This is a genomic window from Microbacterium tumbae (genome assembly GCF_054780175.1).
The window spans coordinates 331967-345972 of the sequence record NZ_BAAGWV010000004.1; the positions used below are offsets into that span (position 1 = coordinate 331967).

Sequence of the window (14006 nt, forward strand, 5' to 3'; positions counted from 1 at the left end):
CGCGTCGACGACGGCGCTGGAGCCACGGGACCGCATCCTCGCCGCGCCGATCACCGTGATCGCATCCTCGCGTCATGCTCCGCGTTGTACTGCTCGAGCTTCTGCACGACCCGCATGCTCGCGCCGAACACCGGGGCGACGCGCAGCAGCTGGCGATCGTAGGAGACGACGAGATCGATCTCCTTCTCGTAGAGCCACTGCGTCTGCAGGCCGTCCATCAGGGTGATGAGCAGTTCGGCGAGCTCCCGGCTGTCGATGTCCGCGCGGACGTCCCCGAAGGTCTTCGCCAGGGAGAATCCGAAGGCGAACACACGACGTTTCCAGTGGAAGTCGTTCACGAAGTAGTCGTGAAGCGGATGGCCGATGTCGGAGGCCTCCCCGACCATGGCGAAGTAGAGACGGGTCAGTTCAGGATGCTCGGCGGCATTGCGGATCATGATGCGCGTCGGCTCGAAGTCCCGCATCTGAGCGATGCCCGCGCCGGAGCGTCGTGTGCGCTCATCGAGCACCGCCCGCACCAGCTCGTCCTTGGAGGAGAACTGGTGCAGCAGGCCCGACTGCGTCAGTCCTGCGCGCTCGGCGACCTGCCGCATCGAGAGACCTCGATAGCCGCTCGCGGCCAGCAGAGGAATAGCGGCGTTCACGATGGTGCGCCGCCGCCGTACGCTCTTCGGATACAGACGACGCTCTTGAGGACTCTCCATGGTCTAGAGACTACGGAAAGGGCGCCGCCCACACAGGGAGGACGATGCCCGGCGGCGGAAACCGTTCACTCACGCCGTTTTAACGACTCCGCAACTCGGTCCGGGTGCATCCGATGGACGGCATAGATTTTCCCTGTGCGGCATGTACCTCCCGACATGTCCCATCGTGATGCCGTGACCCGGCGCGGTGGCGGCCGGCCCGCTCCTGGCGGCCCGGCCGGCACAGCTCAGGCGTGGCTGTCAGGCTCGCAGCCTCGATGATGACTGCCGAACCGATTCGACAGGAGAGGAGCATGATGGCCCGTCACCGCAAACGTCCAGGCGAGGACCCCGACTACACGGTCCTTCCGGACGTACTGCCGTTGGACGATGTGGTCTATTCCCATGAGACCGTCGATCCGGAGCTCGCTCGCGAACTCTCGTCGGAGAGCGCTCCCCCGTCGCCGATGTAGCGGAAGGCACGTCGTCGGAGTCGAGCGGGCCCGAGACCTCGCCGTCGAGAGGTCATCTCCTCCGTGCGAGATCGGAGATCGTGGATGGATGCGCGGCATGCCGGCGCGCCGGGGGCAGGCGCACCGCGCGCGCATCGGATGCTCTCCGCCCTCCCCCGCGAAGCTCCGCTGCACGGGATGCGGTGGACGTTCCCCCTCCGGGATCGTGATAATCTGTCTGAGGTTCAAGGGCCTATGGCGCAGTTGGTAGCGCGCCTCGTTCGCATCGAGGAGGTCAGGGGTTCGAATCCCCTTAGGTCCACCCTGTGATGAGTCGCGACATAGGTCGCAGATGAGTCGCGAGATATGTCACGAGCGAGAGCCTGGCCATCGGCCGGGTTCTCGTTTTCGGTTTCGCCAGCATGAACGGTCTGGATCGATCGTGTGGGTGGAGAGTGCTTCGCCTGTCGCGATGTCATGAACCCAGACACCCTCAGGTCCACCATTGTGATGAGTCGCGACATGTCCCTCAGACGAGTCCACGCACGCTGAGGGCTCGGACTCCTTGCCGCAGTCCCCGAGAGGCACCCGATCGTGGAATCCGGTCCTTCCTCTTCGGGCAGTCCCGACGCGCGATCTGCGTGGCGGCGAGCTCATCGCAAGCCTTGCGGGGCCGGACCTCACACTTCCGCCTGCTACGTCGTCTGAATCAATGGGAGTGCACTTGCACCCATTGAGAGAGGAAAAGACGTGTCGCACGTGAACATCAGTAAGGTCTACTCGGCCCCGTACCAGGCGATGGCCGAGTTCGGAAACCAGGCAGCAGCGGCGGGGGTCGACGCGGGTCTGTCGCCCCTGCTCGTCGAGCTGGTGAAGGTGCGTGCGTCTCAGCTGAATGGCTGCGCTTTCTGCCTCAAGATGCACAGCGCGGACGCATTGAAGCACGGAGAGTCCCCGGATCGGCTGGCCGTGATCGCGGGCTGGTGGGAGTCTCAGTACTTCACCGAGGAGGAGCAGGCGGCGCTTCAGATCACAGAGCGCGTCACGATGATCGGAGATCCTGGACGGCTCCACAACCGCGGTGTCGACCCCGAGTCGATCTTGAACGATCAGCAGATCGCCGCTGTCACCTGGCTGGCCATCGTCATCAACAGTTGGAACCGCATCGCGATCAGCAGCCGCTTCCCCGTGGCTCCCTAGATCCTGTGGTCGATGAGGCCGCTCGATCGGTTGTGGTGACGTGACGAGAACCTCCCGGGCAGAGTGGCGCTACCAGCGTTCCTGCTCCGACCCGCGGAGGTTCTCGTGTGTCACCGTGTAGTGACGGCGGCCGGAGGACGTCTGCCAGACGTCCCGCTCTGCTCAGCTGTGTCGTCTTAGTCATGCAGGAATCGGAGGATGAGATGAAGAGGGATTCTGATGACATGTCTCTGGCGCAGGTGCTTGGCGAACGTCAGCATCTGCTCAACCTGTCGTTTCAGATGCTGGGCACCGCGGCCGATGCGGAGGATGCTGTTCAGGAGACCTACGCGCGATGGTTCCGCCTGACCGACGGGGAGCGGAACCAGATCCGCTCCCCGCAGGCATGGCTGACCCGCGTCGCGGGGAACATCTGCCTCGATGTGCTCGGTTCAGCCCGGCGCCGGCGCGAGGAATACGTGGGCGAGTGGCTGCCCGAACCGCTGTCGCACACCGCGGTCGGGGGATCATCCACCGCTGCAGATCCCCTGGACCGGGTCACGATGGATGACTCCGTCACGATGGCGCTGCTCGTCGTGCTGGAATCGCTCACTCCCGCGGAACGAGTGGCGTTCGTGCTGCACGACGTGTTCGCCCTGTCGTTCGACGAGATCGCTGAGATCGTCGGGCGCTCCTCGCAGGCGTGCCGGAAGCTCGCCTCCTCCGCTCGTCGACACATCGCCGAGCGCCGACGACGCGAATCCTCGGTCGAACGCCACAGCGCCGTTGTCAGAGAGTTCTGGGCCGCCTGTGACAGCGGGGATCTCACTGCTCTTCTGCGTCTGCTCGATCCGAACGTCGTGGCCCTGGTCGACGGCGGTGGGAAGGTGAGGGCAGCGCTCAAGCCCGTCAGGGGCGACGACAACGTGGCGCGTTTCCTACTGGGGGTGCTGGCGAAGCAGAGCGAACTGGAAACCCGCCTGGAAACCGTCAACTCGCGCACTGGCCTGGTCTTCCGCCAGCACGGTGTCGTCGCCGGCGTACTCAGCTTCGAGGTGAGAGACGACCTCGTCACTGATCTCTGGTTCGTGTTGAACCCGGACAAGTTACGCACCTGGAATCACGACTGATCACATTCAGCCCGACTGCTTCGTCTTAATGCATAGCGGGTGAGGTGAAGAGCCTCCTGCATCCGTGGGGAGGGCAGAAACCGCTCACGATGGACTGCCCATTCAACGAGCACTTGATCCACGTTGGAGAGCTATGACCTCCATCCTCACGCTGCCCGGCTCTCGACGGGTGCCGCTGAATCGAAAGGAAGAATGAGATGAGAATCGCTGTCGCCGGAGGAACCGGCACCGTTGGCCGACACGTCGTCGACATCGCGCGCGAGCGAGGGCATGACGTCGTCGTCCTCTCCCGCACCACGGGAGTGGACCTCATGACCGGCATCGGTCTCGCCCCGCGGCTCGACGGAGCAGACGCTGTCATCGACGTCTCCTCGGTTCTCACGCAGTCAGCCGCGAAATCAAGAGAGTTCTATCAGAGCCCAACGACGAACCTGCTCGCCGCCGAGAAGACCGCGGGCGTGCCCCACCACGTCGCGCTCTCGATCGTCGGCAGCGACAAGGCTCCGTTCGGCTACTACGCCGGAAAAGAGGTGCAGGAGCGTCTCGTGAGTGCAGGCCGTGTGCCGTGGACGATTCTTCGCGCCACCCAGTTCCACGAGTTCGCGCAGCAGCTCTACGGCCAGATGAAGTTCGGCCCGATCGCCGTCGTTCCCAAGATGTTCTCGCAGCCGGTTGCTGCACGCGAGGTCGGTGAACGCCTCGTCCTGCTCGCCGAGGGAGAGCCCGTCGGGCGTCCGGCCGATTTCGCCGGCCCGGAGCAGCTCCGAATGGTGGACATGGTGAAGGCATACGCGGGAGCGATAGGCGGCAAAGGCGCGATCGTGGAAGTCACCCTCCCCGGCGGCTTCGGCAAGGCGATGCGCGACGGCACGCTTCTCCCCGCCCCCTCTGCTGATCACAGTGTTCAGACCTACGCTGAATGGATCGCCGCAGCTCGCCTCCGGAAGCAGTCCTGACCGCAGGGCGAACGCGACGGATCAATCCCGAGACACGGCCCGCGAGATAGCGCTCATGCGGGCCGCGGAAGTGGCGGGGATGATCCGATGCGAAGTGGCTTGCCGATGCGATCCGCGGCCTCGAGCGCCGTGTCGAGGACCGTGATGAGGCGGCGGCCATCGGAGGTCACGTGGTAGTCGGCGAGCGTTGTGATCGTTGATGCGATGTCGCCGCCCCAGGGCGGACGACGTGTGCGATCGTCGATGTCCCAGACCACAGCGGAGGGCGCGAACGACCGCAGCGCCTCAGCGACCTCGCCAAGCTCCTGTCTGGCTGCGGCGGTGTGGTCAGGCGGCAGCTCACCGACTTCGTAGAGGGATGCGAGAGTCGCGTACCGGCTGCCTCGCGAGCCGTTTTCGAGCAGCACGGCAGTCGTGTCGAAGAACGACCCCAGAAACTCGGCGCCGCCCACGGGATACGCGATGGGACCGACGCGAAAGCAGAGCATGGCCCTCATTCTAGAAGGGCGCGAAGCAGCGCTCAGCGACCGGAATGCCAGCGCGTGCCCCTGGCCGGGCTCATGCTGTTCCGTCAGCGCTTCCGCGTCGGTGCAGCCTCTCCATCGCCAGGTCCGCACGTGCGCTCTGACAGCGCTTGTGCATCATGCGGTCCGAGGTATCGGACTCGTCGGCGAAGACACGGAACGTCTCATAGAGCACCTTCCGCACCTTGCATCGGTCGATCTCGAGATCGACCGCGATGACCTCCATCGGTACCCGCCGCGGAACCTCGATACGATCAGATCGAGTTCTTCACGAGTCAGTTCACGGCACGTGGAGCGTTCAGCCGGAGGATCACGCTGATCCCGAGATTCGGTCCGTGCAGACCGGTCCAAGCATCCCTGTCGGACGCGACGAACCTCGCTGACCAGGCGTTTCGGCATGACGGCGGGGATCCAGCCCCCACCCTCGTGATGAGCCGAGAGTCCGGTCGCATGCCGGGCTGTCGCCCTTCGGCCCCGGCTCCGCCGACCCCGCCTCTGCGATCCGCATGGCATTCTGACGTGCAGGCACGGCCGGCGGAGCCGGCACGATCCCGGAACGGCGTCTCAGCCGACCGCACGACGGGCGAGCAGCTGCCGGACGTGATCCTCGATCTCCGCATCGTCGACGAAGCCCATCTTCGCGTACGGCGAATCCAGCCGGGCGGCCGGTTCCAGCTTCACCGGCTCCTCGGACGCGATGCTCGCAGCGCGCTCGCGCAGTTCGGCGATCCGCGCCGCATGGCGCAGATCCTCCTTCGCCTCGATCTCGGCGCGCGCGACCTGAGCGCGGGAGCCGGCGACCGTCACGAGCGGCTGCGGCAGCGGACGAGGGGTCCAGGAGGCCGCGCCCTGGTCATGCAGCGGAGGAGACTCGCGCACAGCGGCATCCTCCACGACGACCGCAGGACGGCGTGCGGCACGCGCGACCACCGAGGCCATCCGCTGCAGGACGAGAAGGCTCAGAAGCGCGGTCGCCCCTCCGGCCCATACCAGGGTCTGAGCGCCCGTCGAGAGGAGCTGCCACGCACCGAGCCCGGCAACCGCGAGACCTGCGAGCAGCACGGCGAAGGCCGCCACCCGCACGCGCCGACGCGCACGCGCCTGCCGCAGCGCGGGATCGGCCTGAGCCGTGGCCAGCTCCTCGCGGAGCCGCACGAGCTCGGCGGCCTCCTTCTCGGACTGCACGCGCCTGGCGAGCTTCTGCTGGGCGAGGGCCGTGCGGGCGTTGAGCTCCAGTCGGACCTCCTCCGGCGTCTCGCTCGTCTCGGCGAGGACGCGGAGGGCCTGGTTGAGCCGCACGGCGTTGCGCTCCGCCGCATAGTACTGATGCCGACCACGCCAGCTGGGCAGCAGGTACAGCATCCACAGGAGCACGGCGACGAGGACGATCACTCCCCCGCTCAGCACCGGCCCGTTCATAGGGTCAACGGTAAGGGACCGTCGGCCCCCGGCCCCGGACTCCGGACGCGTGTCGTCCGCGAATCAGATCGAGAGCCGGTCCGAGGGCGGGATCGCCGCCGCATCCGCCGGCGCCGCGCCCTGCACCCACCGCGCGAGAACCCCCTGCGGGACGTCCTCACGGGTGAGCGCGAAGGCGTAGTGATCGCGCCAGTCCCCGTCGATGTGGATGTACCGGCGGCGCAATCCCTCGTACCGGAAGCCGAGCTTCTGGACGACCCGGAGACTGGCCGCGTTCTCCGGGCGGATGCAGATCTCCATCCGGTGCAGCCCGAACTCGGTGAAACTCGCGTCCGTGGCGAGAGCGACGGCCGTCGGGGTGATCCCCTTGCCTGCGAAGCGCTCGCTCACCCAGTAGCCGATCGTCGCCGAGCACAGCGATCCCCGCGCGACACCCCAGATGTTCAACTGGCCTGCGATCTCGCCCTCGTACTCCATCACGAACGGATACCCGGCGCCCTCCCGGTACTGCTGCAGGAGCCGCCGGATGCTCACGCGCATGTCGAAGGAGGCCACGCCGTTCGGGATCGTCGCCTCCCAGGGCTGCAGCCAGGAACGGTTGGTCAGCAGTTCGTGCTGGAGCGGGCGCGCGTCACGGGCCCGGATGAGCCGAAGCTCCACCGGCCCGTGACGGCGACCGCCCATCAGGTCCATGTCGTCCTCCACCGGTCCTCAGAGGCGGCCGGCGAACTCCTTCAGCCACGGACGGAGGTCCGGGCCCAGGTCGTCGCGATCGGCGGCGAGCTGCACGATCGCCTTGATGTAGTCCACGCGATCACCGGTGTCGTAGCGACGACCGCCGAAGATCACGCCGACGACGCCGGGACCGCCGGCCGTGGCCAGCTCCTCCAGAGCGTCGGTGAGCTGGATCTCTCCGCCTTTGCCCGGCTCGGTGCGCTCGAGGATCTCGAAGACGCTCGGCGGCAGCACGTAGCGCCCGATCACGGCCAGGTTGGATGGCGCGTCCTCCGCCGCGGGCTTCTCGACGAGTCCGGTCACGGTCACGACGTCCGCCTCCTCGGTCGGCTCGATCGCCGCGGCGCCGTACAGATGGATGCTGGCGGGGTCGACCTCCATGAGGGCGATCACCGCCGCGCCCGTGCGCTCGTGCACATCGATCATGCGCGTCAGCAGCGGGTCGCGCTCATCGATCAGATCGTCTCCGAGCAGGACGGCGAAGGAGCTGTCGCCGACGTGGGTCCTGGCCCGGAGCACCGCGTGTCCCAGCCCCTTGGGCTCGCCCTGGCGGACGAAATGGATGTCTGCGAGATCGCTGGACTTCACCACTCGCTCCAGGCGACCGGTGTCGCCCTTCTCCATCAGCTTCACCTCGAGCTCGGGGACGGAGTCGAAGTGGTTGGAGATCGCGTTCTTGTTGCGTCCGATGATGACGAGGATGTCGTCGATGCCCGCCTCGGCGGCCTCCTCGACGACGTACTGGATCGCCGGCTTGTCCACGACGGGGAGCATCTCCTTCGGCATGGCCTTCGTGGCAGGGAGAAAGCGCGTGCCGAGGCCGGCGGCGGGGATGACGGCTTTGATCTTCTGTGTGCCCATTGGCACAGCCTACTGGAGCACCTGCCTACAATCGGAGCATGCCGAACGACGTCGAGCACGCCAAGCGCGCACTGCGCGCCGAGCTCCGCGAGCGGCGCCAGCTGCTCTCCGAGGCGCAGCGGGACGCCGCGGCGGCCGCCATCGGCGAGCGGCTCGACGAGCTCGTGGACACGCTCGGCGCGACCTCCGTCTCCTGCTTCCTCTCCACGACGACCGAGCCGGGAACGCGCGACTTCGTGACGAGGGCGGTGCGTCGCGGCATCCGGGTCCTGCTGCCCGTCACCCGCGCGGACGGGCTGCTGGACTGGGCCGTCGCGAACGACACCGACGAGGTCTCCGAGGGGCTGTTCGGCCTGCCGGAGCCGACCGGCGAGGTCCTCGGCCCGATCGCGGTGAACGATGTCGACCTCATGATCATCCCCGCGGCGGCCGTCGACCGCACCGGTATGCGGATGGGCTGGGGACGCGGCTACTTCGACAAGACCATCGGATCCATGCAGAAATGCCCTCCGGTGTATGCGGTGATCTATGATTCCGAGGTACTCGATTCACTTCCTCGCGAGGTGCACGACCAGCCGGTGAACGGCGTCGTCACCCCCACGAGGACGCTCACCCTGTCGCCTGCGCGACGCTGACAACCCGGAGCGGACATGCCCACCTACGCCTATGCCTGCACACAGTGCGGCCACCAGTTCGACGCCGTGCAGAGCTTCTCCGACGACGCCCTCACGACCTGCCCGGAATGCGGCGGGGCGCTGCGCAAGCAGTACGGATCCATCGGCGTCACGTTCAACGGGTCCGGCTTCTATCGCACGGATTCGCGGAGTGGTGCTGGCGGAAAGAGCGATTCGTCGGCATCATCGAAATCGGATTCGTCGACGAGCGCCACCCCGGCTCCCGCGTCGAGTCCTGCCTCCAGCTGAGGCACGAACCAAAGGGGGGTTCCCGTGATCCAGGGATTCAAGGAGTTCATCACCAAGGGCAATGTCATCGACCTCGCGGTCGCCGTCGTCATCGGCGGCGCTTTCACCGCGATCGTGAACGCCGTGGTGTCCAGCATCATCAACCCGCTCGTCTCGCTGTTCTTCGATGCGGATGCGACGGGCAAGGTCGGCATCCAGGTGCCCGGCATCTACGGCCAGATCGTGACCTTCCCGATCGGAGAGCTGATCTCGGCGGTCATCAGCTTCCTCGCCGTCGCACTCGTCGTCTACTTCGTGTTCGTCGTCCCGATGAACAGGTACAAGGAGCGGCAGGCCGCGAAGAACCCGGCCGTCGAAGAGGAGACCCTCCCGACCGAGCAGGAGCTGCTCATCGAGATCCGGGACGCGCTCCGCAAGGGCTGAACCCGCGGCATCCGCTTTCCCGAGCCGGCTCAGAGCACCGTCCGCCACAGGACGCCGTGCTCTGAGCCGGCTCGTCGCTTTGAGAGCACCGCTCAGTAGTGCGGAGGGACGTCCTGTCGCAGACGGGCGTCGTTCGGGCCGGAATCGGCCGGCTGTGCGGGCGCGGCGGCACCTGGATCCTCGCGAGGCGGCTCGGGCGCCGGATCGCTCCCGGGCGCCGGGGTCAGTCGCGCACGGCGCGCTCCCGCCACCCTGACCACCCGCTGGCGGGGTTCGTCAGACATCGCCCCGCTCGATCGGCTGGGTGTCCATGTCGACGCGCTGGGTGTCCGCCGAGATGCCGAGCACCTCGGCGATGCGCGCGGCCGCGGTCGCCGGGTCGCTGTAGAGATCGAAGGCGTGCACGCGCACGTAGTGCCAGCCGAGCCGGCGCAGCACGTTCGGACGCAGCCGCAGGGTCTCGCGCAACGACTCCCCGCGGGACTCGGGATCGGACTCGATGACGACCGCCCTGCCGTCGTGCTGGGCCACCAGCGGGAGCAGGCCGCGGTAGTCGACGTCGACCGAGGCTCCGAACCGGCGCAGCTCTCTGGCAAGAGCGAGCGTGAGCGGATCGGCGAGATCCTCCAGCCGCGCATCGCGGCCTCGAGCGGCGAGACCTCCCAGGATCGACATCAGCGTCGCCGCGCCGTGCTCCAGCCGCCCGTCGTCGAACGCCGAGGGCCGGATCGAAGAGACGATGACCATGGAACGGCGCGCCCTGGTCATCCCGACCGTGAGAAGGCGCTCGCCGTCCGCGGTGGACAGATCGCCGAAGTCGCTGAGCACCCTGCCGTGCTTGGTGAGGCCGAAGCCGAGCGAGAAGATCACCCGGTCGCGGCTCTCCGCCACCGACTCCTCGAGCGTGAGCACGGCGAAGGGCTCCGCCGTGTCGCGGGAGACGAAGGCCGTGACGTCGCCTCGCGCCGCGAAGGCGCTTGTGACGGCGGCTCGGATGCGTTCGGCGTGACGGCGGCTCGCCGTGACGACCATGAGCGACTCGGACGGGCGGTGCACGGCGTGCTCGACCACCAGCGTGACGACTCGGGAGACCTCGGCCTCCGGGCTCTCCACCGCGCCGGAGACCGGATCGGGCGCCCCGACCCCGCCCTCGACGTAGTCGACGGTGAGGCTGCCCCGGCCGAGATAGGACCCCGCCCACGGCAGCGACTGGATCTCGCCGCCGTAGAAGGCGTCGTTGATGAGCTCGGCGAGATCCTCCCCGCCGGCGCGGTAGCTGCGGGTAAGGGTGAGCACCGGCAGAAGCTCGGCGAGCCGCTCGAACACCGACACGGTGTCGAAGGGGACCTCGGACTCCCAGTCCGGATCCGCGTCGACGGCGACCCGGAACGGGGTCGGGCGCTGCGTCACGGGGTCGCCGAAGGCGACGACCTGACGGGCACGGCGGATCGCCGGCGCGGCCTCGGCGAGATTGATCGCGGCGGCGTCCACGAGCAGCACCGTGTCGAAGGAGATGCTGTCCGGGATCTCCGGCACCTCGTACGGCGAGGATATCCACGCCGGGGCGAGCACCGACATCAGCGTCGGCGCCGCCGAGACGATCTCCGCCGTGGTGGGCGCGCCCTGGGTCAGAGCCCGACGGAGGTTCCGGGACTCGGCGGGCTCGTCGACGATGGCGATCTTCCACTGGTTCGCGAGCTGCCACGCCAGCAGAGGGCCGGCCGCGGAGGCGTGCGCCTCGTCGACGAGGCGGAAATCGCGCTCCAGCCGGTCGACGACCGCGGTGTTGGCGCCGAGGAGCGCGCGGTCCTGCTGCAGGGCGCGCTCCAGCAGGGACTGCCACCAGGCGAACTCGAGCTCCTCCGCGACGCGCTCCTCTGAGACGTGCCGCACCGAGAGCTCGGCCAGCAGCGGCTCGAGTCCCAGCTCTGCCAGCTCGTCGCGGATCGTGGCGCGCTCGACGAGGTTCTCGAAGACATCCGATCTCGCGGCGAGACCGGCGAGCGTGCGGGTCAGGCGCGCGACCGGAAGCGTCGACAGGGGCTCCCGGCGGCCGAGCGCGGTGTCCAGCTCGGCCAGCTCGGCCTCGGCGCGCTGCCACGCGGCATGCACCTCGCCGAGACCGATCGGGATCTCAGGGGCGACGCCGGCGTCGACGAAGCGCTGCCACTGCGTCCGCTGCTGCTGGATGCGCAGCAGCGCCTCGTGCATGTCGAGGATGTGCACACCGGGACGGACGTACTCCTTGGCGAGCTTGCGCAGCCGGCGCCGGTTCGCACCGGACATGCCCGGCGCATCCCGGCGGGAGCCGTGCGCCTGGATGAGCTCGCCCAGCGGACGCTCGAAGACGGTGGGGCTGAAGCGGTCCAGGGAGTCGCGCATCCCCTGCAGGAGTTCCAGATACTCCCCCAGCTCGTCGATCGTGGCGAAGGGACGCATGCGGGTCTGCGCGATGAGCTCGTAGCCCCGCTCGAGCAGCGCCGGGACGCTCGCCGCGTTCAGCCGTCCGGCCAGCTCGTGCGCGGCGCGTGCGGCCTCCGTGCTGTCGAAGCTCACGCCGTACCAGGGCGAGTCGTCCGGCCCGAAGCGGAACTCGCCGAGCCTGGCGGCCTGCACGAGCCTGGCCGCGGCGGCTGTGCGGTCGCCTGCGAGCCGGACGAGAGCATCCGGTCCGAGCCGCGCGGTCGTGGACGGCGGATGCTCGAGGGATGCCAGCCGGGTGAGCTGGCGCGTCGCGTCCAGAACGGACGCGCCCGTGTCGGCGACCGGAGCGGTCAGCGCGCGGCGGTAGTCGCGCAGCACCGTGCGCAGTCGCACCAGCGCGTCGTCGATTTCACTGACCTTGGGCGCCGATGCCTTCTCATTGCGCCCGATCGCGCGGACCAGGTCGCGACGAACGGCGGAGGGACCGACGGCCAGGCCGTCCAGGCCGATGCCGGCGAGGCGGTGCCGCACGCCCTCGAGCGTCGACCGGCGCGCGGAGACCACGAGCACACGCTTGCCCGCCCTGACGAGCTCGCCGAGCGCGTTGATCACGGTCTGCGTGCCGCCGGTGCCGGGGAGCGTCGCGATCGCGAGCGACTGACCGGCCGCGATCCGCGCGAGGACGGCCTCCTGCTCGGCGTCCGCGTCGAGCAGGAGCGTGTCGGACGCCGGGGCGCGGTCGTCGGGGCTCGTGACGTCCGGCTGCGCCCGCGGCGCGGTGAGCCGCTCGCGCTCGTCGACGTGACCGGCGAGCGCGTTGAGCACGGGATGGTCGAGGTCGCGGTTGTCGACCGCCATCGCGCTGGCGATGTCGGCGAAGACCGAGACCACGAGGCGGGGCTGCACCGAGAAGGTGTCGATCGCACGGGTGGTCGCCCGCAGGCTGTCGATGACCCGCTGCGGCTTGAAGATGCCGCCGTCATAGGCGAGCGCGGCGAGCGCCTCCGCGTCGAGGGCGATCCCGAAGTGCTCGCGCGCGATGCGGACGAGCTCGGGGTTGACGGCGAAGGCGCCCTGCAGCTTCAGCTCGAAGTCGGCGTGATGACGCCGGATGGCGAGCGGACGCAGCAGGACGGGTGCGGCGAACTGCACTCCGCCGATCCGCCAGCCGGCGAGGCCGACGGCCAGGTTCACGGCCTCGATGCCGCGGACCGTGCGCAGCTCGGTGTGCTTGGCGGTGATCCGCTCTGCGGCCAGACGCGCGGTGCGCAGGCCCACCTCGTCGCGGAACAGGTTCGAGAGCAGCGTGGAGCGGCCGGTGATGAACTGCGGCAGGCTGCCGGGGTGGGCCTTCGAGATGTCGATGCCGCCCTCGACGCCGTCGCGGTACCGGATCAGAGGCGAAGGGCCTCCGAGGTCGGCAGCCTCCGTCCTCAGGCGAACGCGCTCCGCGTCGGCGGCATGGGAGATGCCCACGCCGGTGGATGACTCGCCCAGCGCGCCGAGCGTCACCGAGGCAGCCGTCACCGCGTCATCCGCGGACTTGTCCTCACGTCGCCACACATATCACAGAGTAGGTGCGGACGACCGGGTCCGCCGGTATCCTCGTGGGGTTTCCCCGGATTGATGCTCAACGCACTCCCTCTGCACAATCTCCGATCCGACCGGGTACTCCCCATTCACGTGTTCTCGGCTGTCCGCCGCTCGCCGGGACGACCAGGATGGAGGCATGAACTTCCGCTACGACTTCGTTCCCACCCCGCTGGGCGACGCCCTCGTCGTGTTCTCCGACGAGGGCGTCGTGAGCTTCGACCTCTCTGAAGGAGACGATCCCACGGTCCCCTGGCTGCTGGAGGGGGTCGCACGCCGCCTGCGTGCCGTGCCGGAGCCCGATCCCGGTGCGGCCGACGAGCTCGCGCATCTCGCCGCCGCGTACTTCGACGGAGAACCCGTGCGCTTCGACGAGCACGTGCCGCTCGACTGGCGGCTGATCGACGGCTTCCACCGCACGGCGCTGCAGACCATCTGCGGGATCCCCTGGGCGCAGACCGCGAGCTACGGCGAAGTGGCCGTGCTGGCCGGACACCCCGGCGCGGCACGGGCGGTGGGCACGGCCTGCCGCCTCACGCCGTTCTCCCTCATCGTGCCGGTGCATCGCGTCGTCCGCTCGGACGGCTCGGCCGGTCAGTACGGCGCGCATCCGGAGCACAAGCGGTTCCTCATCGATCTCGAGGCCGACAACGCAGCCGCCCGCACCCCGGCCCAGACCTGACGAGGCCCCGGCGGGTAGGCAGCCG

The 14006-nt window shown here is 68.4% G+C and carries 14 protein-coding genes and 1 tRNA gene; 8 read left to right on the plus strand and 7 right to left on the minus strand.

What is annotated here, in order from left to right:
• Positions 1-50: 50 nt before the first annotated feature.
• Positions 51-704 carry a TetR/AcrR family transcriptional regulator gene (locus ACYVGQ_RS16530; RefSeq protein ID WP_460785773.1) on the minus strand — a complete coding sequence of 218 codons (654 nt, stop codon included), beginning with the start codon at positions 702-704 and terminating at the stop codon, positions 51-53.
• A gap of 680 nt (positions 705-1384) precedes the next feature.
• Between ACYVGQ_RS16530 and ACYVGQ_RS16535 the strand changes: the two genes are divergently transcribed.
• The 4 genes from ACYVGQ_RS16535 (at position 1385) to ACYVGQ_RS16550 (ending at position 4400) form a co-directional block, all read left to right on the plus strand.
• A tRNA-Ala gene (locus ACYVGQ_RS16535) sits at positions 1385-1457 on the plus strand.
• A gap of 437 nt (positions 1458-1894) precedes the next feature.
• Positions 1895-2335 (plus strand): carboxymuconolactone decarboxylase family protein, encoded by a 441-nt coding sequence (locus tag ACYVGQ_RS16540; protein ID WP_460785774.1) that lies wholly within the window; start codon positions 1895-1897, stop codon positions 2333-2335.
• 224 nt (positions 2336-2559) lie between these two features.
• Complete coding sequence (gene sigJ, locus ACYVGQ_RS16545) at positions 2560-3444, plus strand: RNA polymerase sigma factor SigJ (RefSeq protein WP_460785775.1); 885 nt, start codon at positions 2560-2562, stop codon at positions 3442-3444.
• Positions 3445-3641: 197 nt separating this feature from the next.
• On the plus strand, positions 3642-4400 hold the full coding sequence (locus ACYVGQ_RS16550; protein ID WP_460785776.1) for an SDR family oxidoreductase: 759 nt from the start codon (positions 3642-3644) through the stop codon (positions 4398-4400).
• Positions 4401-4453: 53 nt separating this feature from the next.
• Here ACYVGQ_RS16550 and ACYVGQ_RS16555 read toward each other — a convergent pair whose 3' ends face one another.
• The 5 genes from ACYVGQ_RS16555 to galU form a co-directional block, all read right to left on the minus strand.
• Positions 4454-4897 carry an Imm70 family immunity protein gene (locus ACYVGQ_RS16555; protein ID WP_460785777.1) on the minus strand — a complete coding sequence of 148 codons (444 nt, stop codon included), beginning with the start codon at positions 4895-4897 and terminating at the stop codon, positions 4454-4456.
• Between the two features lie 61 nt (positions 4898-4958).
• Positions 4959-5150 (minus strand): hypothetical protein, encoded by a 192-nt coding sequence (locus tag ACYVGQ_RS16560; RefSeq protein ID WP_460785778.1) that lies wholly within the window; start codon positions 5148-5150, stop codon positions 4959-4961.
• Between the two features lie 338 nt (positions 5151-5488).
• On the minus strand, positions 5489-6343 hold the full coding sequence (locus ACYVGQ_RS16565; RefSeq protein WP_460785779.1) for a hypothetical protein: 855 nt from the start codon (positions 6341-6343) through the stop codon (positions 5489-5491).
• 63 nt (positions 6344-6406) lie between these two features.
• Positions 6407-7036, minus strand: coding sequence for a GNAT family N-acetyltransferase (locus tag ACYVGQ_RS16570; RefSeq protein WP_460785780.1), 630 nt, complete (start codon positions 7034-7036; stop codon positions 6407-6409).
• A gap of 18 nt (positions 7037-7054) precedes the next feature.
• On the minus strand, positions 7055-7939 hold the full coding sequence (gene galU / locus ACYVGQ_RS16575) for a UTP--glucose-1-phosphate uridylyltransferase GalU (protein WP_460785781.1): 885 nt from the start codon (positions 7937-7939) through the stop codon (positions 7055-7057).
• 38 nt (positions 7940-7977) lie between these two features.
• Between galU and ACYVGQ_RS16580 the strand changes: the two genes are divergently transcribed.
• The 3 genes from ACYVGQ_RS16580 to mscL are packed head-to-tail and all read left to right on the plus strand — an operon-like array spanning position 7978 to position 9285.
• Positions 7978-8574 (plus strand): 5-formyltetrahydrofolate cyclo-ligase, encoded by a 597-nt coding sequence (locus tag ACYVGQ_RS16580; protein ID WP_460785782.1) that lies wholly within the window; start codon positions 7978-7980, stop codon positions 8572-8574.
• A 15-nt stretch (positions 8575-8589) separates the two neighbouring features.
• Positions 8590-8862 carry an FmdB family zinc ribbon protein gene (locus tag ACYVGQ_RS16585; protein ID WP_460785783.1) on the plus strand — a complete coding sequence of 91 codons (273 nt, stop codon included), beginning with the start codon at positions 8590-8592 and terminating at the stop codon, positions 8860-8862.
• Between the two features lie 24 nt (positions 8863-8886).
• On the plus strand, positions 8887-9285 hold the full coding sequence (mscL, locus tag ACYVGQ_RS16590) for a large conductance mechanosensitive channel protein MscL (RefSeq protein WP_460785784.1): 399 nt from the start codon (positions 8887-8889) through the stop codon (positions 9283-9285).
• Positions 9286-9561: 276 nt separating this feature from the next.
• On the opposite strand, the gene ACYVGQ_RS16595 is transcribed toward mscL, so the two are convergent.
• Positions 9562-13272 carry an AAA family ATPase gene (locus ACYVGQ_RS16595; RefSeq protein WP_460785785.1) on the minus strand — a complete coding sequence of 1237 codons (3711 nt, stop codon included), beginning with the start codon at positions 13270-13272 and terminating at the stop codon, positions 9562-9564.
• Between the two features lie 166 nt (positions 13273-13438).
• On the opposite strand from ACYVGQ_RS16595, the gene ACYVGQ_RS16600 reads away from it, so the two are divergent.
• Positions 13439-13981, plus strand: a complete 543-nt coding sequence (locus tag ACYVGQ_RS16600; protein ID WP_460785786.1) for a methylated-DNA--[protein]-cysteine S-methyltransferase — start codon at positions 13439-13441, stop codon at positions 13979-13981.
• The last annotated feature ends 25 nt before the right edge of the window (positions 13982-14006 follow it).

Coding starts and splice junctions, on each gene's coding strand:
- ACYVGQ_RS16550 (WP_460785776.1), top strand. CDS start 3,642: ATGAGAATCGCTGTCGCCGGAGGAACCGGCACCGTTGGCCGACACGTC.
- ACYVGQ_RS16555 (WP_460785777.1), bottom strand. CDS start 4,897: ATGAGGGCCATGCTCTGCTTTCGCGTCGGTCCCATCGCGTATCCCGTG.
- ACYVGQ_RS16580 (WP_460785782.1), top strand. CDS start 7,978: ATGCCGAACGACGTCGAGCACGCCAAGCGCGCACTGCGCGCCGAGCTC.
- sigJ (WP_460785775.1), top strand. CDS start 2,560: ATGTCTCTGGCGCAGGTGCTTGGCGAACGTCAGCATCTGCTCAACCTG.
- ACYVGQ_RS16570 (WP_460785780.1), bottom strand. CDS start 7,036: ATGGACCTGATGGGCGGTCGCCGTCACGGGCCGGTGGAGCTTCGGCTC.
- ACYVGQ_RS16560 (WP_460785778.1), bottom strand. CDS start 5,150: ATGGAGGTCATCGCGGTCGATCTCGAGATCGACCGATGCAAGGTGCGG.
- ACYVGQ_RS16565 (WP_460785779.1), bottom strand. CDS start 6,343: ATGAACGGGCCGGTGCTGAGCGGGGGAGTGATCGTCCTCGTCGCCGTG.
- galU (WP_460785781.1), bottom strand. CDS start 7,939: ATGGGCACACAGAAGATCAAAGCCGTCATCCCCGCCGCCGGCCTCGGC.
- ACYVGQ_RS16530 (WP_460785773.1), bottom strand. CDS start 704: ATGGAGAGTCCTCAAGAGCGTCGTCTGTATCCGAAGAGCGTACGGCGG.
- ACYVGQ_RS16585 (WP_460785783.1), top strand. CDS start 8,590: ATGCCCACCTACGCCTATGCCTGCACACAGTGCGGCCACCAGTTCGAC.
- ACYVGQ_RS16600 (WP_460785786.1), top strand. CDS start 13,439: ATGAACTTCCGCTACGACTTCGTTCCCACCCCGCTGGGCGACGCCCTC.